At 45.7% G+C, this 25,960-nt stretch carries 25 protein-coding genes; 17 read left to right on the forward strand and 8 right to left on the reverse strand.

Translation table 11 applies throughout. The features are described 5' to 3' along the window. Positions 1–28: 28 nt before the first annotated feature. Positions 29–1,057, forward strand: coding sequence for a hypothetical protein (locus MHN31_RS12490; RefSeq protein WP_239444403.1), 1,029 nt, complete (start codon positions 29–31; stop codon positions 1,055–1,057). Here the strand turns inward: MHN31_RS12490 and MHN31_RS12495 are convergent. Beyond that, the gene (locus tag MHN31_RS12495) at positions 1,044–1,397 is read right to left on the reverse strand and encodes a TraR/DksA C4-type zinc finger protein (RefSeq protein WP_058795722.1); all 354 of its coding nucleotides are present in this window, start codon (positions 1,395–1,397) and stop codon (positions 1,044–1,046) included. The two genes, MHN31_RS12490 and MHN31_RS12495, sit on opposite strands and share 14 nt — an antisense overlap. Positions 1,398–1,432: 35 nt before the next feature. Beyond that, the gene (locus MHN31_RS12500; protein WP_125561630.1) at positions 1,433–2,425 is read right to left on the reverse strand and encodes a tRNA-dihydrouridine synthase; all 993 of its coding nucleotides are present in this window, start codon (positions 2,423–2,425) and stop codon (positions 1,433–1,435) included. Between the two features lie 165 nt (positions 2,426–2,590). Here MHN31_RS12500 and MHN31_RS12505 point away from each other — a divergent pair, with 165 nt between their 5' ends. The 15 genes from MHN31_RS12505 to MHN31_RS12570 all read left to right on the forward strand — a co-directional run bounded on the left by MHN31_RS12505 (position 2,591) and on the right by MHN31_RS12570 (position 20,042). Then, a complete protein-coding gene (locus MHN31_RS12505) occupies positions 2,591–3,025 on the forward strand; it encodes a hypothetical protein (RefSeq protein WP_010381799.1) in 435 nt (144 codons plus the stop codon). Positions 3,026–3,050: 25 nt separating this feature from the next. Then, entirely contained in the window at positions 3,051–3,887 is an 837-nt protein-coding gene (locus tag MHN31_RS12510) for a DUF692 domain-containing protein (RefSeq protein WP_194867361.1), read from the forward strand. Continuing rightward, on the forward strand, positions 3,887–4,633 hold the full coding sequence (locus MHN31_RS12515; RefSeq protein ID WP_125561626.1) for a putative DNA-binding domain-containing protein: 747 nt from the start codon (positions 3,887–3,889) through the stop codon (positions 4,631–4,633). The genes MHN31_RS12510 and MHN31_RS12515 overlap by 1 nt, the downstream gene beginning before the upstream one ends. A 147-nt stretch (positions 4,634–4,780) precedes the next feature. After that, positions 4,781–4,903, forward strand: a complete 123-nt coding sequence (locus MHN31_RS24240) for a hypothetical protein (RefSeq protein WP_010381788.1) — start codon at positions 4,781–4,783, stop codon at positions 4,901–4,903. A gap of 165 nt (positions 4,904–5,068) precedes the next feature. Continuing rightward, entirely contained in the window at positions 5,069–5,614 is a 546-nt protein-coding gene (gene apt, locus MHN31_RS12520; protein ID WP_125561624.1) for an adenine phosphoribosyltransferase, read from the forward strand. Positions 5,615–5,620: 6 nt separating this feature from the next. Next, positions 5,621–8,308, forward strand: a complete 2,688-nt coding sequence (dnaX, locus tag MHN31_RS12525) for a DNA polymerase III subunit gamma/tau (RefSeq protein ID WP_239444404.1) — start codon at positions 5,621–5,623, stop codon at positions 8,306–8,308. Between the two features lie 66 nt (positions 8,309–8,374). Beyond that, on the forward strand, positions 8,375–8,701 hold the full coding sequence (locus tag MHN31_RS12530; RefSeq protein WP_010381780.1) for a YbaB/EbfC family nucleoid-associated protein: 327 nt from the start codon (positions 8,375–8,377) through the stop codon (positions 8,699–8,701). A 222-nt stretch (positions 8,702–8,923) separates the two neighbouring features. Further along, positions 8,924–12,358, forward strand: a complete 3,435-nt coding sequence (gene hsdR / locus MHN31_RS12535; protein ID WP_239444405.1) for a type I restriction-modification system endonuclease — start codon at positions 8,924–8,926, stop codon at positions 12,356–12,358. 74 nt (positions 12,359–12,432) lie between these two features. Next, positions 12,433–13,965 carry an N-6 DNA methylase gene (locus MHN31_RS12540; RefSeq protein ID WP_239444406.1) on the forward strand — a complete coding sequence of 511 codons (1,533 nt, stop codon included), beginning with the start codon at positions 12,433–12,435 and terminating at the stop codon, positions 13,963–13,965. Beyond that, the gene (locus MHN31_RS12545) at positions 13,962–15,272 is read left to right on the forward strand and encodes a restriction endonuclease subunit S (protein ID WP_239444407.1); all 1,311 of its coding nucleotides are present in this window, start codon (positions 13,962–13,964) and stop codon (positions 15,270–15,272) included. The genes MHN31_RS12540 and MHN31_RS12545 overlap by 4 nt, the downstream gene beginning before the upstream one ends. A gap of 3 nt (positions 15,273–15,275) precedes the next feature. Next, the gene (locus MHN31_RS12550) at positions 15,276–16,871 is read left to right on the forward strand and encodes a hypothetical protein (protein ID WP_239444408.1); all 1,596 of its coding nucleotides are present in this window, start codon (positions 15,276–15,278) and stop codon (positions 16,869–16,871) included. A gap of 27 nt (positions 16,872–16,898) precedes the next feature. Next, positions 16,899–17,798: an HrgA protein gene (locus tag MHN31_RS12555; RefSeq protein WP_239444409.1), complete on the forward strand. Its 900-nt coding sequence runs from the start codon at positions 16,899–16,901 to the stop codon at positions 17,796–17,798. A gap of 264 nt (positions 17,799–18,062) precedes the next feature. Further along, positions 18,063–18,644, forward strand: a complete 582-nt coding sequence (locus tag MHN31_RS12560) for a rhomboid family intramembrane serine protease (protein WP_239444410.1) — start codon at positions 18,063–18,065, stop codon at positions 18,642–18,644. Between the two features lie 286 nt (positions 18,645–18,930). Next, complete coding sequence (locus MHN31_RS12565) at positions 18,931–19,737, forward strand: alpha/beta hydrolase-fold protein (protein WP_239444411.1); 807 nt, start codon at positions 18,931–18,933, stop codon at positions 19,735–19,737. A gap of 2 nt (positions 19,738–19,739) precedes the next feature. Next, positions 19,740–20,042 (forward strand): DUF1330 domain-containing protein, encoded by a 303-nt coding sequence (locus tag MHN31_RS12570; RefSeq protein WP_275446797.1) that lies wholly within the window; start codon positions 19,740–19,742, stop codon positions 20,040–20,042. Positions 20,043–20,167: 125 nt separating this feature from the next. Here the strand turns inward: MHN31_RS12570 and MHN31_RS12575 are convergent, their stop codons facing one another. The 6 genes from MHN31_RS12575 to MHN31_RS12600 all read right to left on the reverse strand — a co-directional run bounded on the left by MHN31_RS12575 (position 20,168) and on the right by MHN31_RS12600 (position 24,966). Then, positions 20,168–21,457: an AAA family ATPase gene (locus tag MHN31_RS12575; protein ID WP_239444412.1), complete on the reverse strand. Its 1,290-nt coding sequence runs from the start codon at positions 21,455–21,457 to the stop codon at positions 20,168–20,170. Position 21,458: 1 nt separating this feature from the next. Then, positions 21,459–22,088 (reverse strand): RNA ligase family protein, encoded by a 630-nt coding sequence (locus tag MHN31_RS12580; RefSeq protein WP_239444413.1) that lies wholly within the window; start codon positions 22,086–22,088, stop codon positions 21,459–21,461. A 152-nt stretch (positions 22,089–22,240) separates the two neighbouring features. Then, on the reverse strand, positions 22,241–22,561 hold the full coding sequence (locus MHN31_RS12585; protein ID WP_239444414.1) for a phosphotyrosine protein phosphatase: 321 nt from the start codon (positions 22,559–22,561) through the stop codon (positions 22,241–22,243). Beyond that, positions 22,515–23,195, reverse strand: coding sequence for a peptide chain release factor H (prfH, locus tag MHN31_RS12590; RefSeq protein WP_239444415.1), 681 nt, complete (start codon positions 23,193–23,195; stop codon positions 22,515–22,517). The genes MHN31_RS12585 and prfH overlap by 47 nt, the downstream gene beginning before the upstream one ends. Beyond that, complete coding sequence (locus MHN31_RS12595) at positions 23,192–24,352, reverse strand: RNA ligase RtcB family protein (protein WP_239444416.1); 1,161 nt, start codon at positions 24,350–24,352, stop codon at positions 23,192–23,194. The genes prfH and MHN31_RS12595 overlap by 4 nt, the downstream gene beginning before the upstream one ends. A 383-nt stretch (positions 24,353–24,735) precedes the next feature. Next, positions 24,736–24,966 carry a hypothetical protein gene (locus MHN31_RS12600; RefSeq protein ID WP_138539600.1) on the reverse strand — a complete coding sequence of 77 codons (231 nt, stop codon included), beginning with the start codon at positions 24,964–24,966 and terminating at the stop codon, positions 24,736–24,738. A 384-nt stretch (positions 24,967–25,350) separates the two neighbouring features. On the opposite strand from MHN31_RS12600, the gene MHN31_RS12605 reads away from it, so the two are divergent. Continuing rightward, positions 25,351–25,956: a DUF998 domain-containing protein gene (locus MHN31_RS12605; RefSeq protein WP_125561607.1), complete on the forward strand. Its 606-nt coding sequence runs from the start codon at positions 25,351–25,353 to the stop codon at positions 25,954–25,956. Positions 25,957–25,960 lie beyond the last annotated feature (4 nt).

Raw genomic sequence — 25,960 nt, forward strand, 5'->3', positions numbered from 1 at the left:
CAACGTGAAACAAAGTGGATAAACCGACATGAAAACCTCTCGGCATTATGTGTCCTCAGCACTTGTGCTGCTAACTATGATTGGCGGCTGCACTGAGCCGCAAGTAAACCTCCCTTACACAGAGTTGTCGGCGCAGCTCAGGCAACTTAATTGGTTTTCATCTGTAAGTCAGTCGCAGGTTTTACCTGAGAATGACCTTGCCGGATTACCTTTTACAGAACTTTATCTGAAAAAACGCCACGATCTTTTACAGCGCGCAGACTTGAGTAGTTTTACGGAAATAGCAGCTCAGGAAAGTCAGTATCTGAGCATACAGCAGAGATACCCAGAGCGCTTTTTACCCTGGCCGGTACATATCAATCTCCCCGAGGTTGCACAAGAGCGAGGTGTGTCGTCTTCTCAACTGGATACCTGGTACACATATGTAGAGTCACGTCTGAACGAAGCCCGGGAAAGTAAAATAGTGCTTAACCGGTTAGAAAGAAATCAGTTGCTTGAACATCTTACGCCTGAGGTAACCAGACAATCACAAGCTGCACGGCAGTTGATGGAGTATTTGGAAAGTTATCGGGTCAGATCGTCACTGGGGATGTACCAGCTGCCGAACGGCAAAGAGTGGTATCAGAGCAAGCTCAATTTCTATGGTGGCTCTGTGAGTGCACCTGAATCCTTGTTTAGTAAATTACAGAGTGTAACGAATGATACCAGGGACGTTATGGTACAGGTGAATTACAAGGCAAGTGATCCTTTGGTACATCAGCTGCTGGCTAAGTGCGATAAAGTTGCGGGTTTAAACTGGCGGGACCAATTCGTATCTTTGCGCCAAACTGCCAGTCAGTGTGATACCAAGTGGAATAAAGGCGAACTTCAATTCGCCGCAGTCATGATGGAAGTGGATTTGGGGGTGCATTACTTTGCGTGGTCGCAGAAACAAGCCCTGTTGGCACTGCAGTCTAGGTTAGCGCTGAATGAAGACCAGGCCTTTGTTGTGCTGAAGAATATCCTTTTCTTTCCTGCAACCAGTTTTGTGTTGTTAAACCAAGTTACTTCTGCTTAGCCAGGCATTCAAGGCACCTTTGTGCGGCCGGGTCAACGGCGAGCAGGGTGTCTTCAATTTTCTTCTCACAGTCACAGCAGTAGCCAAACTGGCCTATGTCCATCTGGCAAATTGCGGCTTCTACTTTGACCAAGCGTTCAAAGTTCGGAAATTGACCCGGACAGATCCTGTCGGTCGCGATATCGACCCATTCGTGTGGTGGCGCTGACTGTAATGTGCTGATCAACGCCTCGGTCGCATGGTTACTGGCTTGTTTTAAATCCGCAAGAAACTCGTGTCGGATCTGGTCGAGCTCAGCCTGCAGTTTTACCTGATAGTGATTCTTTAAATTCTCATTCATGGCGCTCTTCTCCTTTTCTGAGCATCCATTATCTATTAGGCAGTCGGCTCATTGTTATGATTTGAATCAATCAGCGGGGACTTTGCGTATTTATCCAGCACGGTTACCACGTCATCTTTGCTTTTCAGACGTTTTATCTCATCGAATAAGGTATGAGCCTGAGGGTATTGTAACTTTAAGTAACCTAGCCACTGCTTGGTGCGTGATGAAAAGTACTTTTCACCTACCTCAGGGTCCTGATGCATTGAGGAATGTAATATGTGATAAACCACTTCCTGCCACTCAAGTGGACGGTAGTCTCGTCCTTCGACGTGTGCTTTTATCTTGGCTGCCAGATCTGGGGTGGCCAATGCGCCCCGGCCTAACATCAGATTGTCGCAGGCGCTGCGCTGCTGGCAACGGATTGCATCCTCTACTTGCCAGATTTCGCCATTGGCGACAACAGGAATTGTCAGCCTTTCCAGAAGCGGAGGAATTTTCTCCCAGTAGGCCGGTGGTTTATAGCCATCACGTTTGGTGCGGGCGTGGATAACCAGGCTGGATGCGCCTGCGCTTTGTACGGCGTCGACAATCTCAGTGCTGTTTGCATCGTCGTCAAAGCCAAGTCGAATTTTGGCACTGACTTCGTGCTCTTGCGGTACTGCTTCGCGAACAGCGCGAATGATTTGATATATTTGCTCAGGCTCTTTGAGCAGTACTGCGCCACCTTTACTCTTGTTGACCGTCTTAGCTGGACACCCAAAATTAAGATCAACACCGTGAGAGCCCAGCTTTACAGCTTTTCTGGCATTAGCGGCCAACGCCTGTGGCACCTGGCCAAGCAGTTGAATACGCACAGGCGTGCCTGCGCGGGTTAACCCGCCATTGAGCAGCTCAGGACAGTAACGCACAAAGACACGGCGCGGCAGTGTCAGGTCTACAACACGAATAAACTCAGTGACACACATATCAAACCCACCGAGATCGGTGAGCAGTTCACGCATTTTAAAATCGACAACGCCCTCCATCGGGGCCAAAAATAGCTTCATTATTACCGCACCAGAAAAAATTCGCGCTATTCTATACGAGAGGAGCAGATTATTAATAGGGAAATGGAGATAAAAATTTCTCAAATGCTGAAATAAATATCTTCAGTCCGTGGTCTACTAAGCGAATCATCCATTTTTTATTGCTACCGATTGAGAGAGAACAACATGAAATCAGTAAAGAAAACTAACACACTTGCAATGACATTAGGTGCCGCTGTCGTTACTGCGGCTACATTTAGCGCACCAGAGGCTGCTGCTAATCCATTTAGCTTTGAGCAAATGACGGCTGGTTATCAGTTAGACGCAGGTGAAGGTAAATGCGGCGAAGGCAAATGTGGCGGCGATGCTAAAGGTAAAAAAGAAGGCAAATGCGGCGAAGGTAAATGTGGCGGCGATGCTAAAGGTAAAAAAGAGGGCAAATGCGGCGAAGGTAAATGTGGCGGCGATGCCAAAGGTAAAAAAGAAGGCAAATGCGGCGAAGGTAAATGTGGCGGCGATGCCAAAGGTAAAAAAGAAGGTAAATGCGGCGAAGGTAAATGTGGTGGCAAAACCAAAAAAGAAGGTAAGTGTGGTGAAGGCAAGTGCGGTGGCCACGCATAATCAGTGATTAGGCTAAGGAGTGATAATGAATAAACCGTTTGGTATGGTTGGCATGGGCCTGAGGCGTGAAATGCTGGATGACATTCTGGCTGCACCGCCTCAGCAGGTAGACTATTACGAAGTCGCCCCCGAAAACTGGATGACGCTCGGTGGCAAATACGCTGCTCAGTTTTCAGAGTTAACGGCCCGGCACCCATTTGTCTGTCATGGTTTGTCATTATCACTCGGATCACCAGCACCGCTTGATACCGAGTTTGTCAGTAATCTGAAAACCTTTTTTAGCCAGCATAACATACGGTGCTATAGCGAACACTTGAGCTATTGTTCAGGGGACGGGCACATGTACGATTTGATGCCGATCCCTTTCACTGAAGAAGCTGTAATGCATACCGCAGCAAGGATCCGGGAAGTACAAGCACGCCTGGAGCGTCGCATCGCGGTAGAAAACGTTTCCTATTACGCTGCGCCTGGTCAGCAATTATCGGAGCTGGACTTTACCCTGGCGGTATTGGAAGAGGCCGATTGTGATTTGCTGCTGGATGTGAACAATATTTACGTCAACTCAATTAATCATGGTTATGATGCCAACGCGTTTCTTGCGGCAATGCCCAGTGAGCGCATTGCATATGGCCACATAGCTGGTCATTATGTTGAGGCTGAAGACCTGCTGGTCGATACGCATGGCGATGCAGTGTGCGACCCGGTCTGGCAGCTGTTGCAGGAGGCGTATCGCATACATGGTGTGTTTCCGACTTTGCTTGAACGAGACTTCAACATTCCGCCGATGCCTCAGTTATTGGATGAGGTGGATCAGATCCATGCTGTACAGCGTCTGGATAAATCACAAAGAGGGATCGCTTGATGTCATTTCAGCAAATACAGGCCGATTTTATGGCCCACATTAAAAATCCGATCAAATATCCCGCGCCGAAGGGTATTGAAGACAGGCGGATGCAAGTTTATCGCGAGCTATTTTTTAATAATATTGAAGGGTTTGTCGCCTCCACATTTCCGGTGCTGAAAAGCCTATATGATGAACAAACTTGGTTAACTCTGGTACGGGCGTTTTTTAGTCAGCATGACTGCCTGTCTCCCTACTTTTTGGAGATCAGTCGGGAGTTTTTGGGCTTTCTGCAAGAGGAGTATACACCCACACCTGCTGATCCGCCCTTTATGCTCGAACTGGCCCATTATGAGTGGACTGAGTTGGAAGTGGCTATTGTACAGGAAGCCGAAGCGGAGTTGCCAATACCGCTTCCTTTGTCTGAACAATCGGGGCTTCATCTGGCGCAGGCTGCACGGAGTGTAAGTTATCAGTATCCGGTACATCAGATAACTTGTGACTATCAGCCTCAAAGTACCTCAGGCCCTCATTGCTTTATCGTTTATCGCGATAGGGCATTTGACGTACAATTTATCGAAACTAATCCAATGACGGCATTGTTGATCCAAAACATTGTTGTTAACCCCGGGATAACCATAGGCGCGTTGGCCGCACATCTGGCCGAGCAATTTAGCCAATTTGACAAAGAGACCCTGATCAATGGTGCGATCCAGACGCTCAGTCAGTTTGTTCGCCTTGGTATATTGGTCGATAAAAAAGCATAATTCCCCTTTATCAGTTTGTTAAGTTCGATTATTATGGGCGCCGTTTTGTCGTGCTTATGCTGAGTGCAGGACAGGCGGCTGATCCCGGGCAGTTTTGCCCTCTTCAGGCTGCTTGCTCACCCAGCGCTTAATAAATAAAGGTGTAATATGTCTAAAGGTGATTTCAAAGATCCGTTCAACGCGAAGTATTTCCTGGCTTTTATCGCTGTATTTGCTGGCATTGGTTGCCTGAATGCAATTCTAGGCTGGGCGACTGCACTGAGCGCTTAATCGCTACATAGAACCTAGAGTTAAAAAGCCACCTGTCGATTGGGTGGTTTTTTTCTATCCGAACATTGCGAAATTATCGCAAAATCCTGCCTCCTAGCATTTCATGTCATTGCTTTCTTGTTATAATCGAGCTCTTTGATATTAAAACTTATTAAGCATTCGATTATGACACAAGCAAATTTGTCACTGATTAAAGACAGCATCGCAACGGTTCCTAACTACCCGAAAGAAGGGATCATGTTCCGTGATGTGACGACCTTGTTGGCTAACCCGGCAGCATTCAAAGCAACGATGGATTGCCTGGTTGAAGCATACAAAGATCAGGGCTTTACCAAGATTATTGGTACTGAGTCTCGTGGCTTTATCTTTGGTGCGCCGTTGGCTTATGAATTGGGTTTGCCTTTTATTCCGGTACGTAAGCCTGGCAAGTTACCGCGCGAAGTGATTAGCCAATCTTATCAGCTTGAGTATGGTGAAGATGTATTAGAGCTGCATACTGATGCTGTCGAACAGGGCGATAAAGTTCTATTGGTTGATGATTTACTGGCAACCGGTGGTACCATTGAAGCGACCGCTAAACTGGTTGAGCGTCTTGGTGGTAAAGCGACAGACGCCGCCTTTGTAATTTCATTGCCAGAACTGGGCGGTGAGAAGCGCGTTGCAGACATGGGCATTAAAGTGCTTAAACTGGTCGAGTTTGACGGCGAGTAACGCACGATGAGTTATCAGGTTCTGGCGCGTAAATGGCGTCCACAGTCGTTCCACGAGATGATGGGGCAGGAGCATGTTAAACAGGCACTCATTAATGCATTGAATGAGCAACGTTTGCATCATGCCTATCTGTTCACAGGTACTCGTGGAGTGGGTAAAACGACCATTGCCAGGATCTTCGCCAAGAGCCTGAATTGTGAGGTGGGGATCACTTCCACACCGTGTGGTCAATGTAGTGCGTGTGAAGAGATAGAAGCCGGTAAGTTCATTGACCTTATCGAGATAGATGCCGCATCGCGCACAAAAGTTGAAGACACGAGAGAAATTCTGGACAACGTACAATATGCACCGACTCGGGGTCGCTACAAAGTGTATCTGATCGATGAAGTGCACATGTTGTCCAAGCACAGTTTTAATGCCTTGCTGAAAACCCTGGAAGAGCCACCTGAGCATGTTAAGTTTCTGCTGGCGACGACAGATCCGCAAAAATTACCGATCACCATTTTATCGCGCTGTTTGCAGTTTAACCTCAATGCTATGGCACAGAGCCAGATAGTAACGCAATTGTCGCAAATTCTGCCTCAGGAATCTGTCAATTTTGAAGAGCCCGCGTTAGAAGTGCTGGCTAAAGCCGCAGACGGTAGTATGCGTGATGCACTCAGCCTGACCGATCAGGCGATTGCGCAAACCAATGGCGAGCTGACTTTACCAGCAGTACAGCAAATGCTTGGCCTGATGGACAGCAGTCATGCCGTGTTGCTGATGGCTGCTGTATTGTCACAAGAAGGAGAAGCCTTGTTGGCAGAAGTTGCCGATATTGCGTTGAAAAATGGCAACTTCGCCAGCGTGCTGGATGATTTGGTCAGCCTGCTGCATCTGGTACAGCTTACGCAGCTTGTGCCTCAGGCCGCCAATTTTGGTCAGTTCGAGGCTGAGCAGGTAAAAACACTGGCTCAGCAGCTAACACCGCAGGACACTCAGTTTATGTACCAGTTGCTGCTTGCGGGTAAAAAAGACTTGAGCTGGGCACCAGAACCCAGGCTTGGTTTTGAAATGATCATGCTGAGATTGCTGGCGTTCGAACGCGCCGATTTTTCTCAGGCAGCTGGCCCGGCGCCTGCGGGACCTGCAAAGGATCCGGGTAAAGTCGGCAAACTGCGGGATATGTTAAGTGCCAAACAGCGTGGTCCGCAGGCTCAACTCAGCACGCCTGCACCTGAGCGTCAGGATCCCGTGCCACAGCAAAGTGCAGAAGTAGCAGCACAGCAAAGCCCCGCGCCTGTACAGCAGCCAAATGCACAAGCAGCTCCACAGCAAGCTTACGCGCCTGAGCAACCTGGACAGCAGCCAAATGCACAAGTAGCTCCACAGCAAACTTATACGCCTGAGCAACCTGGACAGCAGCCAAATGCACAAGTAGCTCCACAGCAAACTTATACGCCTGAGCAACCGGGACAGCAGCCAAATGCACAAGCTGCTCCTCAGCAAGCTTATACGCCTGAGCAACCTGTACAGCAGCCAAATGCACAAGCAGCCCCTCAGCAAGCTTACGTGCCTGAGCAACCTGTACAGCAGCCACATGCACAAGCTGCTCCTCAGCAAGCTTATACGCCTGAGCAAACTGCGCCACAGCAGCCTATACCATCCGCTGAGCAGATGAATGCTGAACCGGCACATACGGCGCCGCCTCAGCAATCACTGGAAGATGTCTCGATTGAGCAACAATATCATGACATCATGGCGCAGGCCGAATCACAGGGGTATGAGCAACATCAGCCAGTGCCTGCTCAGCAGCAAAATAGTGCGCCCCAGCAGGAGACACAAGCACCAGAGCACACGCCAGTGCAGCAGCTGGCGCAAAAGCAGCAACAGGCTCAATCGGCCATTGCCCGCATTTTACAAAACCGGCAGATCTCCGGGGCAGGCAGGTTGCTGGGAGGAGAGGGCGAAGCAAAAAAGTCTGAGCCGCAACAGAGAGCTGGCACGGTGCCCGGCGCTGTTGCGTCAGGCAGAAGGTTGCCACACACCCCGCTTGCAGATGATAGCCAACAAAGCGCACAGCATTTGGCTCAACCACAAGAGCAGATCCCTGAGCAGGCGCAGCCGCAGCAAGTTTTCCAGCCTGCTGCACCGCAGCGTAAAGCCAAAAAGCCCGAAATGGCAGAGCGCTTTAAAAAAGACGAAAGCAAGCTGGCACCTGAGCTGCTTGAGCAGTTAGCACCGCAAGCGCCGGGGGAACAGGAAGCTCAGGACACAACCCTGGATATTCCTGCACCAGAGAACTTTGTCAGCCCAATCAGTGATATTAAATTTGCCCACCAAAAAGATGACTGGGCACAAATGATTGAACAAATGCAACTGGGCGGTCGGGTCAGGCAGTTTGCGTTGCATGCCATGTTCAACCAGCAAGGTCAGCATTGTACTTTGCAGGTAGAGCAAAGCCAGCAGCATCTGGATTCCAGTATGCTCAGAGAGAAATTGCACGAAAGCCTGGCTGAGCAACTTAATGGGCCAGTGGAGCTCAATATTGAATTTGTTGACGCAGTGAACAACACGCCATTTCTTATCCAGCAGGATATTGATCAGCAGAGATACCTGCAGGCGGTTGATGCGGTCAATAACGATCCCGTGATCCAGGCCTTTGCCCGCGAGTTTGAGGCCTCGGTAGACGAAAAATCGGTAAGGGCATTGTAATTGCGCAAGTAAGCCCTTATCTTGTATCCCATAGAATTTTAATTTTGAAGTGTAAGAGAGCAGACTATGTTTAAAGGTGGAATGGGCAATATCATGAAGCAGGCGCAGCAAATGCAAGAGCGCATGGAAAAAGCCCAGGAAGAGATTAAAAACCTCGAAGTCGTTGGCGAAGCAGGCGCAGGCCTGGTTAAAGTCACTATGCTGGGCAGCCACAACGTGCGCCGCGTAGAGATCGACGAAAGCCTGATGGAAGACGACAAAGACATGATCGAAGACTTGCTGGCAGCAGCGGTTAATGACGCTGTACGCCGTGTAGGCGAAGAGTCGCAAAAGCGCATGTCAGAAGTCACCGGCGGCATGCAGATGCCTCCGGGCTTCAAGATGCCTTTCTAATTGAAAGTAAAAGAAAAATAGCGCCTGATGGCGCTATTTTTTTGCTTGCTTGAAGCTAAGCTGCTTTTTATAAGCTTAAGTATTTAGTTGCTCTAACTGAAATTTTTTCTCAACATTAAGTTACTGACAAATTGTGCCAAAAATGCTAGGTTCTGTAAGCACTTGTAGCCGTTAAACGCTAACAAGTGCTTTTCTCGGAGTGTATAGAACAAAGGATTAAAGATGGAGCAAACAAGTAACTTTGACTTCCTAAAAGAGCATCACGGTTGGTTGTTTAAGCTAGCCGAAAGTGCAGAAAGAAACTTTTCGCCCGATCCCAACACCTCACTGATAAAAATGCGACAGCTTGGCGAAGCCATTGCACAAGCAATTGCGGCTCGTATAGGCGTTGAAGCGGGTCGTAATGTAAAACAAATCGATCTACTCCGAGAGCTGGATTATAAACTCCGCCTTGATGATAACGTTCGCGATGCTTTTCATACCATTCGTAAGCTAGGCAACACAGCAACTCATACCTTTGATAGCAACAGCCACCGTGATGCGCTTAAGTCACTGATGGTGGGCCATGCGCTGTCTATGTGGTTTCACACTACCTTTGGTGGCGAAGCGGCAAAAGGCTTTAAAATTAAAAAGTTTTTAAAGCCTCAAGATCCCTCAGAATATGTTCGCCAATTAGAAGAACAAGTCGCGATATTACATAGTGAATCGCAAAGAACTGATGAGCGATTAAAAACAGCAGAAGAACTGAGCCGAATAGAAGCCGAAAAGGCAAAAGCCGAGCGTGAACGCGCCGAAAAGATGGCCGCAGACAGAGCCGTCTGGGCGCAGCTGGCTGAAGAACATGAAGCAAAATTAGCCGAATATCGAGCTAAAATGGATGCTGCTAACATTATCTATCTTCAACAGTTTCAGGCTAAACCAAAAGAAGAACAAGCAGCTGAACTGAAGCGCATCGAAAAATCCCCGTTCGAAATGGATGAAGCTGAAACACGCGTTGTCATTGATCAGCAACTCGTAGACGCAGGTTGGGAAGCGGATACTGAAAACCTGCGCTACTCGAAAGGCGCTCGCCCTGAACCAAATAAGAACAAAGCCATTGCCGAGTGGCCGACCAAATCAGGCCCAGCTGATTATGCTTTGTTTATTGGGATGACTTTGGTTGGTGTGATTGAGGCGAAGAAAGCTGCCAAAAATGTGTATGGTGCCATTGACCAGGCAAAACGCTATGCCAGTGGCGTGGAGCAATTACCGGCCGATGTCCAGGTATCGCAGTATGGCGCATTCAATGTTCCGCTGACCTTTGCTACGAATGGCCGTGCTTACCTCAAACAGTTAGAGCAAGAGAGCGGTATTTGGTTTTTAGATGTGCGCGACACAACGAATCGCCGTAAAGCATTAAAAGGCTGGTATTCGCCGCAAGAAATCAAAACCTATCTTCGTCAAACCCCGCAGCAAGCCAATGCTGAGCTTGATGATATGGGGTTTGATTACGAGTTAAAACTCCGTGATTATCAGAAAAAAGCCATTCTCAGTGTTGAGCAGGCAATCAAAAGTGGTAAAGACCGTGCAATGGTAGCAATGGCAACGGGCACAGGAAAAACAAAAACTTGTATTGCGTTGGTTTACCGCCTGCTAAAAGCAGAACGTTTTCGTCGAATTCTGTTTTTAGTAGACCGCAGTGCACTGGGGGTGCAAGCAACGGTAGACTTTGGTGAAGTGCGAATGGAAAACTTAAACACGTTTGCCGATACATTCGAAGTGTTAGGGATAGAGCCTGAAAAAGCCCCCAAGCCAAACCCAGAAGACGACACAAAAGTACATGTTGCAACCGTACAAGGCTTAGTTAAACGCATTATGTATCCAAATGAGGATGGTGCAAAGCCAGGTGTTGGTCAGTACGACTGTATCGTTGTTGATGAATGTCACCGGGGCTATCTGCTGGACAGAGAGCTCAGTGATACAGAAATAAAGTTCCGTGACCAAAAAGATTATATGTCAAAGTATCGTGCGGTTATTGAATATTTTGATGCGTTTAAAGTAGGGTTAACAGCAACGCCTGCGTTACATACCAAAGAAATCTTTGGCGAACCGGTTTTTACCTACAGCTATACAGAAGCCGTGATCGATGGTCACTTAGTTGACCATTTACCGCCGACACGCATTCACACAAAACTAAATACAGACGGAATTAATTATCAAATAAACGAAGAAGTGCAGGTTTATGACCCTAAAACCCAGCAACTGGATTTAATAAATACGCCAGATGAGCTTAACTTCGATGTCTCTCAATTTAACCGCAAAGTCATCGCCCCTGAATTCACCAAAGCTGTATCTAAATGGCTAATTGAAAGCGATTCACTCGACCCGTATTCACCAGAAAAGTCTTTGATCTTTTGCGTCACAGATAAACATGCGGACGAAGTTGTTGAAGCCCTTAAAGAGGCGTGCGAAGCGTATCACGGTGAAGTAGACGATGACATGATCCAAAAAATAACCGGTGCATCAGATAAACCGCTCGAAAAAATTCGCCGCTATAAAAACGACAGGTTACCCAACATTGCGGTAACCGTTGATTTGCTGACAACCGGTGTGGATGTTCCTTCAATTTGCAATTTGGTTTTCTTACGTCGCGTAAACAGCCGAATTTTGTTTGAGCAAATGCTGGGCCGCGCTACCCGTCGTTGTGATGATATTGCCAAAGAGCGCTTTCGGATTTTTGATGCGGTAGACATCTATAAGCAGCTTGAAAAAGTAAACAGCATGAAGCCTGTGGTCACAAAGGTCGATATCACCTTTAATGACCTTGAAACAGAAATAACGCAAAGTGCCGATCCAGGCTTGCAGCAGTTAGCCAAAGATCAGTTCCTGGCTAAGTTACAGAGTAAAAAGAACTATTTATCACCAAGCCAAACCCAGGACTTCGAGCGCATTGTTGGCAAGCCACCAAAAGAGTTTGCGGCTGAGCTAAAAAACATGAAGTTAAGCGATGTGGCTGACTGGTTTGTTCAGCATCCGGGGCTTGGCGAGTTACTTGATATGAAAGTTTCAGGGGCAGGCGGCAATAGCAAAATTGTTATATCAGAACATGCTGACGAAGTTATCGACACCTCAACTGGGTATGGCAGTGGTCAAAAACCTGAAGACTACCTCTCATCCTTCAATCAATTTATCAATGCCAACAGTAACCGCATGGTTGCTATCCAGACGGTCATTACACGCCCCTGGGAACTCACGCGAGACAGCCTTAAAGCGCTGGCACTGGAATTAGAGAAAAATGAGTTCCGGGAAGAAGACTTAAAAGTCGCCTGGAAAGAAGTCAAAAACGAAGACATCGCAGCGCGCATTATCGGCTTTATCCGCCAGGCGGCCATTGGTGAAGCACTTGTGCCTTATGAGGAACGTGTTGACAGAGCGCTCGATAAAATCCTTTCCAGTCAGCCCTGGAAAAAGCCACAGCGAGAATGGCTCGAAACCATCGCCGCACAGATGAAAGCCAATGTCATAGTCGATGAATCCAACCTCAACGAAGGCATTTTTAAGCAGCGTTTAGGCGGTGTAAAACGCGCCACTAAACTCTTTGAGCAACCGATTGTTGAATTGCTGGACGAATTTAATAAAGCCGTTTGGTCAGACAACGAGCAACAGCAATCAGCATAGTGAGATATACTAAGCGCATTATTACTCGGGGCAAATTTGGATACCGGCCCGATACCCTATTTAAGAGCAACAGCATGAGCACACAAGATTTAATTAGCAAACTCTGGAACCTGTGTAACCTATTACGTGACGATGGCGTTACCTACCATGAATACCTCAACGAGCTGACCTACCTTATCTTTTTAAAAATGGTAGAAGAAACAGACCAGGATGACCTGATCCCTGAGGGATACCGTTGGTCAGATATCGAAAAATTTAATGCAGCAACTCGCCTCGAAGAATACAAAAAGTTGCTTATTCACTTAGGCTCTCATGGCTCATTGATCACCAAAGCGATATTTGCCAATGCCGCAACCTGCATTCGTAAACCCGCAACGCTCAATAAACTGGTTACCGAAATTGATAACCTGGACTGGTACTCGGCGAAGCAAGAAGGCTTGGGCGATATGTACGAAGGCTTACTGGAAATTAACGCCAGTGAGAAAAAATCAGGCGCAGGCCAATACTTCACGCCGCGCGTATTGATTGAGGTTATGGTAGAGCTGTTAAAGCCCACACCAAAAGACAAGCGCAACGGTCAAACAGGGGATGTGATTGTCGATCCAACCGCAGGCACAGGCGGGTTCTTAATTGCGGCACACCAATACATGGAAGAGAACTTTGATGTAACCGGGCTGGACGAAGAAGACTACGACCATTACCAGCATCAAACCTTCTTTGGTATGGAACTAGTGCCAGACACCCGCCGCCTGGCCATGATGAACCTGATGCTACACGACTTAGCTGTAGACGATAATAATGCGGGTGTGTTGTTTGGTGATACCTTGTCTAACGAAGGCAAAGCCTTGCCAAAAGCCAGCGTGATATTAGCAAACCCACCATTTGGTACAAAGCAAGGGGGTGGGGTGCCCACTCGTGATGATTTAGTGCATTACACCTCTAACAAACAGTTGGCGTTTTTGCATGCCATGTATCACAGCATGTTAAAGCCAGGTGGCCGCGCCGCTGTGGTATTACCCGACAACGTATTATTTGAAGGCTCAACAGGGCGCAAAATCCGCAACGACTTAATGGAAAAGTGCAACCTGCACACCATATTAAGATTACCTACGGGTATCTTCTACGCTGCGGGTGTCAAAACCAACGTACTGTTTTTTGATAAACCAGGCGATATCAATCAAGACAAGGGCAACACCAAAAAAGTATGGGTCTATGACCTGCGTGCCAACATGCCGCAATTTGGTAAACGCACCGTTCTAACCAAAGCCCACTTTGCAGAGTTTTATGATGCCGTTGGCAGTGATTTAACCAAGGTGGATGAAGCCAAACGCCAGGCATTTATCGACAACCACAAAAACGGCAGTGATGTGGGTGATGTCGATACCTGTCGTTTACGTTGTTTTACCCGTGAGGAAATTACCACCAAAGACGATTCATTAGACCTGGCCTGGATCCGTGATGACAGCATTGAAGATGCCGCAAGTTTGCCAGAGCCAGATGTATTGATTAACGAAGCCATTGAAGAGCTGGCTGGGGCGATTAACGATCTAAAATCTATTTTAGTAGAGCTGGATGCCGCCGAAGAAACTGATGAGGTTATTGCATGAGCCAGTTGCCTCAAGGTTGGAGTGAAGTCAGACTTGATTCAATATCAAAGATCGTAACGGGTAAAACTCCTAGTAAAAAAGACAAAGATAATTTTGGCGGCAATATTCCTTTTATCAAACCTGGGGATATTCTTAACCAAGGTTATATAAATTCAACTGTTGAGACCATAACCGAAAAAGGTGCAGAGTTAGTTCCTAGCATTCCGAAGGACTCCATTACAGTAACTTGTATTGGTAACCTTGGAAGAGTTGCTATCACAAAAGAAAAGTCAGCGACTAATCAACAGATTAATACAGCTATTCCTAACGAGAAAGTTGAGCCGAAGTATTTATTTCATTATCTGAGGACAATACGAGAATGGATGGAAAATGAAGCTTCAGCTACAACCGTTGCAATAATAAATAAGACAAAATTTTCTGCAGCTCCTATTCGTTTACCTTCTTCAAAAGCAGACCAAAAACGCATTGCAGATAAACTGGATTCGGTATTAGCTAAAGTCGAAGCGGCACAAGCACGCCTCGACAAAATCCCAACTATCTTAAAACGCTTCCGGCAGTCCGTTCTCGCAGCCGCCACCTCCGGTGAACTCACCAAAGACTGGCGTGAGGAGAATGATGTTAGGCTAAAAGTATTCCCAAAAGATGTCGAAAATGATGCGTATGATGTTTGGAAAAGTACAACTGATAGAGGTATACCTTCGTCTTGGCATTACTTCAAGCTATATGAGTTAGGTTCAATTAAAGGTGGCGGAACTCCAAGAAAGTCTATAGATGATTATTGGAACGGTGAAGTTCCTTGGGTGACACCTAAAGACATGAAAGTTGACTTTATTTCCACATCTAAACTTAAAGTTACAGATTTCGGCGTAAAAAATTCTTCAGCAAAATATATAGATAAGAATTCTTTGTTATTTGTAGTTAGAGGGATGATTCTAGCGCACTCGTTCCCTGTCGCTAAAACTTTGGAGCAGGTAACTGTCAATCAAGATATGAAGGCGCTCACGCCAATTGAACAAGTAAACCCTGACTATCTTTTATATTCATTAAAGTCATTAGCACAGGTTTTTGTTGAGCTAGCAAGTTCCTCAACTCACGGGACTAAACGTTTGGAAGCGAAAATGTATAACAACGTGGCAATTCCAGTTCCGCCATTAGAAGAACAGTTTGAAATTGTTCAAAAAGTAAAAAAGCTACTTGAACACGCTAATACTGTCGAAAAACAATACAACACCGCCAAAGCGGGTTTAAACAAACTAACTCAATCAATACTAGCAAAAGCCTTTCGCGGTGAACTTGTTGAATATTAAAATATGTCTTTTTCTAACAAAGCTACACGAATTAGAAATTCTCTAAAAAATTACAAAAAGGAATCAATTATTCGCTCTGAGATTAACCGATTAGCCAGACCTGTTGCTGAAGGTTTTAATGAAGCTCATAAAATGCCTTGGTTGTCATTTTTATTGATTGAGTGGTTATTTCAAATTGAGGAAAGTCAAAATGCAGTTGAGGCAAGTGACGCGGATGTTAATCATATTCTCAATAATATGTATGCGTTGCAGGATGATGCTTCCAATCTAGCAGATAGTGTCGCCTTAGAGCTTGCTCTTAGGAGGATGTTCCTAAGCCAACTACCTTGTCAACTACCTGTTTTATACCACCAATTTACATTGGTTCGACTATATAGCCTGTTAATCATTAAGGGTAAGACACCATACTTTAGGAATAAATTTTTTGAAGTTACTGAAATAGATTTAAAGCAGTTTATAGAAGTTAGCTTGTGGTTGCTAATGGCTTCTTTGGCTCAAAAAGGTACTGTACGGTATGACCAAATTCTTAAAGAGCTTTATCCGGCTTATGACCTGAAAACTATAATAATTACATTGAAATTATTGGCTGGAGGATTAGACAAACTGCAAGAAGTGATGTCCCAAACTTTTACCGATAAAATATCAAGTGAGCGTTACTTCGCGTCACCTCAACTTCTGAAGGTTCCGTTTTTTAAGTTTAGTGATTCTATAGGTTCTATGCATCAATCTATATCGAGCAAAGGGGTTGCTGAATTTGTCCTCGAGTTTTTTAAAGCCAATGATCATGAAAATTTTCGAAAACACTTTACACGTCACTTCGAAGAGTACGTTGGTAAAGTTATTGAGGAAGCGGAAATACCATTTATTGATGAAAAAAGGTTAAAAGCAATTTACAAGAAGAGTAAAAAAAATGGAAAGGTTGTAGATTTTCTGCTGACTCAGGGGGGCGAAAATGTTTTTATAGATGCTAAGGGTATTGAGCCGCCAGAGAAAGTGTTAATGACAGATAAGCCTGATATTATTCGGCAACGATTAAAGAAAAGCTTTAGTAAAGGTGTAGAGCAGTCTTTTGAGTGTGCAGGAAGGTTAAATGATTGTGAAGGAATTAGCCTATGCGAACGTGAAAAACGTTTTGTGCTAGTCGTAACTCATCAAGATTTCTATATTCTAAGCGGTGCTTATTTAAAACGAAATATTACGGATAGTTTTTTTGATGAGTTAGTCGAAGCTTATGGAGATCACATACCCGTCGAAAATGTACATTTTTGTTCGATAGAAAATTTCGAAGGAATTATACATATTTGCAAAGAATACGATGTGAAATTATCTGACTTTTTAAGGTATTGTAACCAACAAGACTTAGATGCCAGAACAAAGAAGTTTGATGTCAGGCAACATATTCAGAGTTTTTGTGCGTCGTTAGGCTTAGATAAAACATCACCAATAGGCTCTGGTTATTTATTAGAAAGAAAAGATGAGCTTTTTAATTCGCTCATCGACGGAGTTAAAGCAAATAGAGAGTATTGGCGTGCCAATGGCACTAATGCGATACCTGAGTTTATTTATAAGTATCAGGAATTAATAGAAAAACTACAGTGATAATTAATTATGACCAGCCGCCCCCAAATGATCATCAATACACTTCGCGAACACCCCGATAAAAAGTTTACAGCCAGGGAGTTAGCGAAGGTTTTTATTGAGCGTTACGCTGATGATTTGGCGGACAAACGTATTAATCCGCGATTTGATACTGAAGAGAAGTTTATCGCGCAAATAGCAGCTGAAATAGGTGGCGAGCGAACTGTTCGGGCTAAGCAGCTATGCCCAAACGTGACTACGCGTGAAAAACCAAGACCGCGATTGTATTATTGGTCTGAAATACCCCTCGAAGAAGATCCTGTGATAAATGAAGAGACAGAATCTGAGTCAGTAAATACTTCTGGTGGGTTTTCAGAACATGACCTTTACCCAATGTTAATCGAGTTTCTTAATAAAGATGTGGGGCTTTACTGTCAACGCATTGATGAGCGCCGCTCTATTAACTCTCAGGGTAGTGGAGGTAATCATTGGCTGCATCCTGATATTGTAGCGATGGAGCCATTAGATCAAGGTTGGGATGAAACCGTTCGAACTTGCGTGCGTCATGGCAATGACAAGTCAGTGAGACTTTGGTCATTTGAAGTAAAAAAAGAACTGACCCGCAGCAACGTTCGTAAATGCTTTTTCCAAGCTGTATCAAATTCTAGCTGGGCAAACTACGGCTATCTTGTTGCTACATCGATGTCATCAGGCGTAGAGCCTGAATTACAGATGCTGTCTTCTTTACATGGTATTGGTGTGTTACTACTTGATGTTGAGGATCTTTACAATAGCCAAATCCTGATACCAGCAAAAGAAAAAGCAGATGTAGATTGGTTATCAGCTAATAGAATCGTGGCTGAAAACATTGATTTTAAGAACTATATACGTCAGGTAAGTGTCTACCACCGCACAGCAGAATTAATTGAAGATGTCTGGAACAAGTGATCATCTATCAGATTAATTAATAAAAAATCAAGATACCAAATAGATACCAAAAAATTAGAAATAAGTTGTGCTAAGCAGTTATGAAAGTTGCAAATGAAACGAAAGAATACGGCTTTCATAACATATCAGCACTTATAAGCAGCCTATGGTCATTAGGCTTCAAGATGCCTTTCTAATTGAAAGTTAGAGAGAATAGCGCCTGATGGCGCTATATTTTTTGCGTAAAGCCTGACAATTTCCAACAGCAAAATAGCAAGGACATAGATGAGTATGCGTGCGCTGGTTTTTCCAGCCAATTTTAAGCTGGTTTTATACGCAATGGCCTTGATGGTTGTGGTGCAGCTGTTGGGGAGCGTGATTGGCTTGCCGGTGGGTCGACTCGGGATCATCCCACATAATGAGTATTACCTGAGTGGCATTCTCACTGCGCCTTTTGTGCATGGCAGCTGGGGTCACTTAATGAGTAACTTGATTGGCCTCACTATCAGTGGTTATCTGGCCGCGAGGTTACCCAAGTTTAAAAGAGCCACTTTGCTAATCCTGGTTGCGACCGGGCTACTCGTGTGGCTGTTTGCCGGCTCTGGCAATCATATTGGCGCATCTGGCCTGGTCATGGGATATTTTGGCCTGTTACTGGGCGCTGCGCTGTTCAACCGTGATGTGCTTGGCATCGTGAGCTTTATTGCCTTATTGATACTCACTTATTATGCCAACATCAGCTTTTTAGCGACTTTGCTCGATTTCTCAGCGCAGACCAGCAGCTCAAGCCATATCTTTGGTTTTATTAGCGGACTGGGCGCTGCTTATTTGACAAAGACAAGCCGCAAGAGTGCACTGACGAAGTAGGTTATAACTTATTGGCTGCACTTTGAGTTACAGAATGAAGCAAATCGGGTTTAGCTGAGGTCTATCTGGTATCCAACCAGGTTGCAATGACCGCACCAATTCTAGGTTTACCCGTGAGTACGGCAAACTTGGAAGTGTAAGAAGCATAACAACTTGTAACACAGGGAAAAAGTGGCTCTAATAGACTTTTAAAAGCTGTTCAGGCCGAGATTGAGTTGTATATCGGCTCGAGTTAAAAGTTGAGATTGTGTCTTGTGACAGAGCTCAGTCGCAAAAGGAGTTTTAAATGTTGAGAGTGAGTCTTGTCACACTGTTTCTATTAATATCATCAGTGGCCAATGCCGCTAGTTTTACTGCAGTGGAAATGCCTAAGTCAAAGTACCTTGCAAAAACACCAAAGGTCACGGTGGCATTACCCGCTTCATATTCCTCAAATTCGAGCAAAAGGTACCCTGTGCTTTACCTGCTTGATGGTGAGCTGAATGGTGAATTAGTTCATGGCATGTTGCAAAGGCTGCACGCATCAAACGGGTCTTACGAACATATAATTGTTGGCATAACCAGTCAAAATCGAATAAGGGATTTTGCGCCAACAGTAAATCAGGATCCGAGAGGGCCTGTTGGCGAAGGGGGTGGTGGAGATGCTTTCTTAGATTTCATTGAAAAAGAGCTTATGCCAACCATTGCTGAAAATTACCGCACGGGTCAATTCAATTCGCTTGCCGGGCACTCTATCGCGGGCTTATTAGTGCTCCATAGCTTTCAGTCTCGACCTGCATTATTTCAAAGCTTTTTAGCATTCAGCCCCGCGGTTTGGTGGGGCGCGCGTGAAACCGCCGAAGCAACCAAGAAATATGTTTCATCACAAAGGCGGGTGCAAAACTACCTCTATATGAATATAGGCAGCGAAGGCGGCGAAATGCGCGAGGTTTATGATTCCCTGGCACACACAATATTAAGAAATCGTCACTTAGACGCAAAACTGCAGCTAGACGAGTTTGATGACCAGTCGCACGATTTTACACTGGCCGTTGGCTTATATAATGCGCTAAAAGGGCTGTTTCAGTACCAACAGCAGCAAAAAGGGAGATGATTATGTATGAATATTTAGTCGGGTTAGCGGTTTCAGATGATGAAATGTACGCCCAATATCGGGCTGCGATGACGCCTATTTTGCGCGTTTATCAGGGCGGGTTTGGGTTCGACTTTATCGTCAGTGAAGTACTGCAATCTGAAACGGATAAACCAATCAACCGGGTCTTTACTATCCAGTTTCCAAGTAAAGAAATGTCTGAGCGTTTTTTCTCAGACGAAGACTATTTGCAGGTAAAGGCGCGCTATTTTGATGCGTCGGTTGCGCACACCACAATTATTTCTAGCTATGAAAAGCAGACCTGAGCTCGCGGTATAAGTTTTGGGTCTACTTTGTAATTCAAGCTTAGTGCAGGTGCGTTCACCACAAAACCATTGCAACAGCGGGGCGAGTGAATGTGGGCGCATTCACTCGCCAACACTCACTGAGTTCACTTGCTTGTGGTGGCTCCCTCGAAGTCCCGGAAGCATCCGGCCCTGCTTAGCTCAATTCCCTGATCGCCAATCACCAGCATACGATGTCCTTCCGTTCTGGCGGGCCACTGAAATCTGGCTATTTGCGAAGTCAACACTTCATCGGGTACTACATGGCGTCTGTTTCTGTTGTTGGTGCGCAGCGCAGTTTCTGAGAGTTGAAACGCCACTATGGTGATCAGCGCGCCATACTGCAAACCAAGTTGGCAGATCATCTCTCTAAAATCCTTGCGGATATTGGTTGCATCCCAGACGACATTATGTTTTTTACCCAGCGCTGTTTTGAGCCGAGATTTGGCTGTTTGCATAATGCGGCCCTGGTTTTTCTGGCAGCTTCTTTTACCATTGAGCTCTGTACGGATCTCATCAAGAGAAACGATTTCATAGCCGCTTAGGTGCTTATCTATCCACGTCGATTTCCCGCTGCCACTGACGCCGCACATGACGTACAAATGTGCGTAGTGCTGACAGGGGAGATAGTTTTTGGCGATGGCTTCTTCTATCATGCTTATCTGGCCATTAGCCAACTGTGAGATAGCGTAACCATTCAGATACATCTGTTGTATCGGATTCTTCTTTACCTGGATCTGTGCAAGCAGCGCTTGTTCAACGTTTCCTTGCTCCCAAAGACCATACTCCTTTGCAAACATGCGAAACAGTTCTAGCAGTTCCAGCTGTTGCGGTAGGTCTGGGCAGACTCTGCCTTGCATGTCGGCTACTTCCAGCCAATAAAGTAATGCCATATCCGCATTCAGCGCCAGGTGCAGGTAAGCCGCATAGTCAGCATTTTTGACTACCAATAGTTTAGGGACCTGGTGATAGCCAACCAGCGCAATGACCTGGCCGATACAGTTTTGGCTGAGTGGCAGCTGCCCTAAGCGTGTTGCCAGATAACTGGCACCGATCTCCTCATGCCTGGGCGCCACGACTCGCTCGACCCCCGATATTTCTTTACGCTTAGTCGTAATAGGCTTGGCGATGTCGTGGAGCAGGGCGGCCAAAATCAGTATTTGACGTTGCTGCCCGGTAATATGAGCGGCTCGATTGTCAAACAGCTGATACAGTGCATTAAGCACCATATCAGTATGGATCGCCACATTACCTTCACCGTGCCATTGCTCATCCTGCTCGGTTTTTTCAAATTCGTATAAAAGTGGTAAGAAGCAACCCAAAACCCTGGTACATTCAGCAAAGCTGGGCGTAAGGTCGTCCATAAGACTATTGAGCCAAAGTTGGGTTTGATCCATGTTATTCTCCTTGTGACACTAAGCTATTTGGCACCACTTCGCTGTGCATCCAGTGAGTATCCGTTGTTACATGGTCGGCTCTGACCCATTTAGCAACGCTCTGGGCGAAGTCTTCATAGGAAAAGCTATCAGCCAACCTGACTACATACCCTTCTTGCTTGTGCAGATCCAATTTAATCTGTCGGATCTGTGTTTCACACCATAAACCTGAATAGAGCACCTTAGGAGAGGCGAGTCCCAGCTGTTTCAAAAACCGTTGTGTGTCTTGCCAACTCAGGCAAATGTTGCGGTCATTCCAGACAGAAAAGGCCAGAAAATAGCTCTCTAATCTTGTGTATTCAATGGCATGGCGAGCGTAAAGGTTTTCTCCACAGATGCGCCAGCCTGGGGGGATTTGGTAGCCTATTTTACCTTGTAGCGCTTTAACCCAGGCTCTGGAAGGGTGAAAGCGACTGTCAATCGAACGGGCATGAAGGTAATCAGCATAAAGTGTTGTATTTTCGCCATCCATTTTTTCAGTGACAACCACTTTTTTACCTTCAAATTGCATCACACTACCCTGACGTAAATCATCGCTGGTCGCACCCAAAGACCAGGGCAAGTGTGGGGTGCGGGGATATTTGTATCTCATCTTGTAACACCATATTTTATTTCATTAAATTTGAGGGGCAGGCGAGGCCGACAAGGCGTCTCCTGCCCATAAGTCAACTCATGGGCGGCTTTAATGTGGTTAAGAGATGGGGTTACATTGTTCTATTCCTTATCAGATATACAGTGTGGTGATCAGACTAAATCCAGGTAGTCTGAGACTGAATATTGTATGAGCTCAATCAATGAAGGCTCCATCAATGCGTATTCATCGGGAATGTCCTGGACGAGTATTTCTTTGTGCTGCAGTGCCGCGGAAAAGCGGGTTTTGAGCTGTGCCTTGTGCTTATTCTCCATCACAAAAATGATATCCGCCCAGTGCAGATCTTTCGCCGTTACGGTTCGCCTGGCTCTGGGGCTGGTTCCTGCTGAGCGGACGCGGACTGTTGGGTGGGTCCGCCAGATTTTTTCAGCTGTTGGACTGCGCCATTGATTTCTCGAACATACAAACAACATATTGGTCACGCTTTTCCTTAAATTGTTCACCTGTAAAGGTACGCTTTGGCGCGCCTCGTTCAAGTGTCTGATGTTGTTGCCAGCGTATTTTGTTCTGAGCATTTAGCTGCTGGTATTTCATCGCCTCCAGTTTGTTGAATATGAGGGCGATGGCTATGCGTTTATTGGCGTGCTGACTGCGCTCACTTTCTGCTCTTACGCAGATCCCTGTCTGGGTATGCGTTGCCCTGACAGCAGAATCTGTGGTGTTAACATGCTGGCCACCTGCACCCGAAGCCCGGCAGCGCTGAAAGGTGATTTCTTTACTCATTGTATGTTCATCTACTTCTGTAACCGCGCCGCTAAAAAACCAGTTTTTGCGCTTATGTCGTGGCCGGTAGGGACTCTGGCACACCCACAGCATTGAACCTTGCCACTGGTGTGCAAGTTGCGTAGCCATGGCATCATCATCTGCAGAATATAATCTGAGTAAAATGGATTTGTATCCCTCCTTGTTGTCGGAGAAGGTCGTTTCAATCACAGTTAGCCCGACACCCGCTTTATGGCATTGTCGCGTGATATGACTTACTGCCAGGGCCACAGCCCGACAGCATTCAGCCGGGCCTTGTCCTGAAGAAAGTTGCAATAAAATCATCCGCTACAGTCTCCATTGGTTTTAAAGGTCAATACCGGTTTAAAGCGGGCAACAACGTCAATGAGACCTGCGTCCTCCATATCAGCAATTACGGTTTCACACTTTTTGTACGCTTGTGGCGCTTCATCATAAAGTAGTTCTTTGTTACCACAGATCACTCGGCTGCCCAGCTCTGTGCGATATAAATCATCGCGCTTGTATTTGTGACTCAGGCGTCCCTGACATTCGCCCCGTTTCCATTTTCTGCCAGCGCCATGTGCCAGTGAACATAAGCTGAGATGTGGTTCAGTAGTGTTTTTAGGTTTAACCAGGTAACTGTAATCGCCGCGCGAACCTGGGATCATTACGCACCCACGATCACTTGGGGTTGCCCCTTTACGATGTAACCAGCCTTCAACGCCAGCCAGTGTTTTGGGTGACATCAGGTTGTGGTTTATATCCAGAACGCATGTGCCTTTGGTACGAATTGCGTCGAGAAATCGAAGTGCAATTAATTCACGGTTCAGTTCAGCCCAGCGCAGTGCTTCATCGTGCCTGGTCAGGTACGCTTCAAATGCTTTATCTGAATGGGTCAGCCCTGCGTGGTTGAATCTGGAGACATGATCGGCCAAAATTGATTGCCCAAGCCCTCGTGAGCCTGAATGTACCAAGAGTTGCAAGTTGCGCTTGTCCAGTCCTAATTCAGTAATGGTTGTCTTATCGTAGATCTTGTCAATAGACTGAAACTCAGCGAAGTGGTTACCTCCACCAATTGTGCCCAGAGCATGATCAAACTGGTTGTTTGCTATTTGCTTTGCTTGTTTGCGCTCTGCAACATAGTCGTGCCAGCTTTCATCAAGCGGGCATTCGACATGGATAAATTTTTTGACTAACTTATCCAAATGCACTTTTGATGTTTTCATTGATGTTTGCCAAAGAGACATACCACAACCGATGTCGTTGCCGACCAGAGCAGGGTATATCTGACCTGTGGTAAAAAATGTCGCACCAATCGGGTACCCTCTGCCCGGGTGTAAGTCCGGCATACCGGCAACCTGTTGCATACCAGCCAATTCTGATGTTTTTTTAAGTTGTTGAATTGCCAGACCTTCGATCCAGGTCTCTTCAGACGCGATCAGGCTGACGTTGGGTGTAATTTGTTGGACGGATCTGCCCATAATACCAATTCCTTGCTCATAAAAGAGCACTATAATTTTTAGTGTAAAACGAATTGGCAGATCTATTTACTCGCCTGTTCACAATGGCGAGACCGGGTAATAGCTTTGTCAGAAAGCTAACAAGAGTTAAGTCGCTTTCAGCTAATTAGCGGACAAGACCTGCAAAGGAACGTGATGTGTTAGTCATATTTTTTCTCCTCTGCGGTTGATTGATATAAATTGGATAATAAGTATTCGTTTGTCTTTCGAACGGGCACAGTGTATTGGCACTTTTTCGTGAATGCAAGAAAAAGTGAGATCAGTTTAATGCCGATATGTTCTTCAGAATGCTGGAAGTGGCCATTGGCATGGCCATTATGACTTAATGGATCCTTTTGTTTTGTCTACCAAAACACTTTGGTGACTTTGAGCCTGCCGCCATCGTTTTCACAGCTGGTGGCAAATGTTGGGTTATAAGTCTGTGAAATCCTGAACCAAAGTTGAACCTGGTTGCTGTCCAGGCACTGAAAGTGATAGTAACGGAAATCTCCGGGGTTGCTGCCCTTTGCCAGAGCTGTGCTGCTAAGTGAGATCAGACAGGCTGCAATAGCAGTCAGCGTAATAAGTTTTTGCATGTTAGTTTCCTTCATATAATATTTTGATCCTTCCACAGATAGTGACTCACCTTGTAACTTAAGAATATTAAATGTGAACAAAATTAATAATATGTTTTTTGCTTTGTTTTTGTCCAACTTTTCACTATCTAAAAAACCCTCTTATATCAACGGTCTTTTTTAACTAGCTGGCTTTTATATGTTTTATTTTGTTTTGTGAATTTTTATATCCTGGACATGGTATCGTCGGTTGCGTGGTGTAGCCCACTTTTTTTGCAATTTGAGTCGTTAATGGGTACATTGTATTAGCACTTAGTATACAAGTTGTTTTTTATATTGGTGCAGAACAATAAAAAAAGCGTTTAACCGTCATCTACAGCTTTACCTGAAACAAGGAGCAAGCAGATGTTTGAATATTTTGCAGCGTTATTAGGCCTGGTTGCAACCGTGTGGATAACATGCGGTGTTTATATAGCGGGTCGATTTTATCCAAACTATGATCATTTTAATCAGTTTTGTAGTGAACTGGGGGCCGCCGGAAGCCCAACTCAAAAGCTATCGCCCTGGATTAATAATTACCCATTGAGCGTGATGTTTGTGATTTTTGGCTGGCATGTCACACAGTTACCTGAGGTCAGTATCGCGTTTTACATTACCGGGATGCTGATTGTTTTTCATGGCATTGGTACCTGGATTGCGGGTTATTTTCCAATGGATAAAGACCCTTATACACCAACCCCCAGCCGCCACTGTTTGATCCATTCCACTGCCGGCTCGGTCGTAATGTTAACCTTATTACTGGCCCCGGTCTTTGTGGCTATTAGCCCGAGCTCTGAACTGGTTTCTCCCTGGTTTCGTGTTTTTTCTATCCTGATAGTCTTAATTTCGATGTTTTTCACGGCCAAACTGGTCAAGGCATTTCAGGTTAAGCACGGTGCGGGTTTGTATCAACGTTTGTCCTACTGGACTCAATTGATCTGGCTGAGTGTCTTTTCTCTGGTACTGATGTAATGAT

It is taken from the genome of Pseudoalteromonas sp. McH1-42, assembly GCF_022347845.1.
In the GTDB taxonomy this organism is placed as follows: domain Bacteria; phylum Pseudomonadota; class Gammaproteobacteria; order Enterobacterales; family Alteromonadaceae; genus Pseudoalteromonas; species Pseudoalteromonas rubra_D.

Bases quoted from the DNA above. Each gene is read 5' to 3' on its own strand.
- MHN31_RS12490 (WP_239444403.1), top strand. From the start codon at position 29: ATGAAAACCTCTCGGCATTATGTGTCCTCAGCACTTGTGCTGCTAACT.
- MHN31_RS12495 (WP_058795722.1), bottom strand. From the start codon at position 1,397: ATGAATGAGAATTTAAAGAATCACTATCAGGTAAAACTGCAGGCTGAG.
- MHN31_RS12500 (WP_125561630.1), bottom strand. From the start codon at position 2,425: ATGAAGCTATTTTTGGCCCCGATGGAGGGCGTTGTCGATTTTAAAATG.
- MHN31_RS12505 (WP_010381799.1), top strand. From the start codon at position 2,591: ATGAAATCAGTAAAGAAAACTAACACACTTGCAATGACATTAGGTGCC.
- MHN31_RS12510 (WP_194867361.1), top strand. From the start codon at position 3,051: ATGAATAAACCGTTTGGTATGGTTGGCATGGGCCTGAGGCGTGAAATG.
- MHN31_RS12515 (WP_125561626.1), top strand. From the start codon at position 3,887: ATGTCATTTCAGCAAATACAGGCCGATTTTATGGCCCACATTAAAAAT.
- MHN31_RS24240 (WP_010381788.1), top strand. From the start codon at position 4,781: ATGTCTAAAGGTGATTTCAAAGATCCGTTCAACGCGAAGTATTTCCTG.
- apt (WP_125561624.1), top strand. From the start codon at position 5,069: ATGACACAAGCAAATTTGTCACTGATTAAAGACAGCATCGCAACGGTT.
- dnaX (WP_239444404.1), top strand. From the start codon at position 5,621: ATGAGTTATCAGGTTCTGGCGCGTAAATGGCGTCCACAGTCGTTCCAC.
- MHN31_RS12530 (WP_010381780.1), top strand. From the start codon at position 8,375: ATGTTTAAAGGTGGAATGGGCAATATCATGAAGCAGGCGCAGCAAATG.
- hsdR (WP_239444405.1), top strand. From the start codon at position 8,924: ATGGAGCAAACAAGTAACTTTGACTTCCTAAAAGAGCATCACGGTTGG.
- MHN31_RS12540 (WP_239444406.1), top strand. From the start codon at position 12,433: ATGAGCACACAAGATTTAATTAGCAAACTCTGGAACCTGTGTAACCTA.
- MHN31_RS12545 (WP_239444407.1), top strand. From the start codon at position 13,962: ATGAGCCAGTTGCCTCAAGGTTGGAGTGAAGTCAGACTTGATTCAATA.
- MHN31_RS12550 (WP_239444408.1), top strand. From the start codon at position 15,276: ATGTCTTTTTCTAACAAAGCTACACGAATTAGAAATTCTCTAAAAAAT.
- MHN31_RS12555 (WP_239444409.1), top strand. From the start codon at position 16,899: ATGATCATCAATACACTTCGCGAACACCCCGATAAAAAGTTTACAGCC.
- MHN31_RS12560 (WP_239444410.1), top strand. From the start codon at position 18,063: ATGAGTATGCGTGCGCTGGTTTTTCCAGCCAATTTTAAGCTGGTTTTA.
- MHN31_RS12565 (WP_239444411.1), top strand. From the start codon at position 18,931: ATGTTGAGAGTGAGTCTTGTCACACTGTTTCTATTAATATCATCAGTG.
- MHN31_RS12570 (WP_275446797.1), top strand. From the start codon at position 19,740: ATGTATGAATATTTAGTCGGGTTAGCGGTTTCAGATGATGAAATGTAC.
- MHN31_RS12575 (WP_239444412.1), bottom strand. From the start codon at position 21,457: ATGGATCAAACCCAACTTTGGCTCAATAGTCTTATGGACGACCTTACG.
- MHN31_RS12580 (WP_239444413.1), bottom strand. From the start codon at position 22,088: ATGAGATACAAATATCCCCGCACCCCACACTTGCCCTGGTCTTTGGGT.
- MHN31_RS12585 (WP_239444414.1), bottom strand. From the start codon at position 22,561: ATGTTGTTTGTATGTTCGAGAAATCAATGGCGCAGTCCAACAGCTGAA.
- prfH (WP_239444415.1), bottom strand. From the start codon at position 23,195: ATGATTTTATTGCAACTTTCTTCAGGACAAGGCCCGGCTGAATGCTGT.
- MHN31_RS12595 (WP_239444416.1), bottom strand. From the start codon at position 24,352: ATGGGCAGATCCGTCCAACAAATTACACCCAACGTCAGCCTGATCGCG.
- MHN31_RS12600 (WP_138539600.1), bottom strand. From the start codon at position 24,966: ATGCAAAAACTTATTACGCTGACTGCTATTGCAGCCTGTCTGATCTCA.
- MHN31_RS12605 (WP_125561607.1), top strand. From the start codon at position 25,351: ATGTTTGAATATTTTGCAGCGTTATTAGGCCTGGTTGCAACCGTGTGG.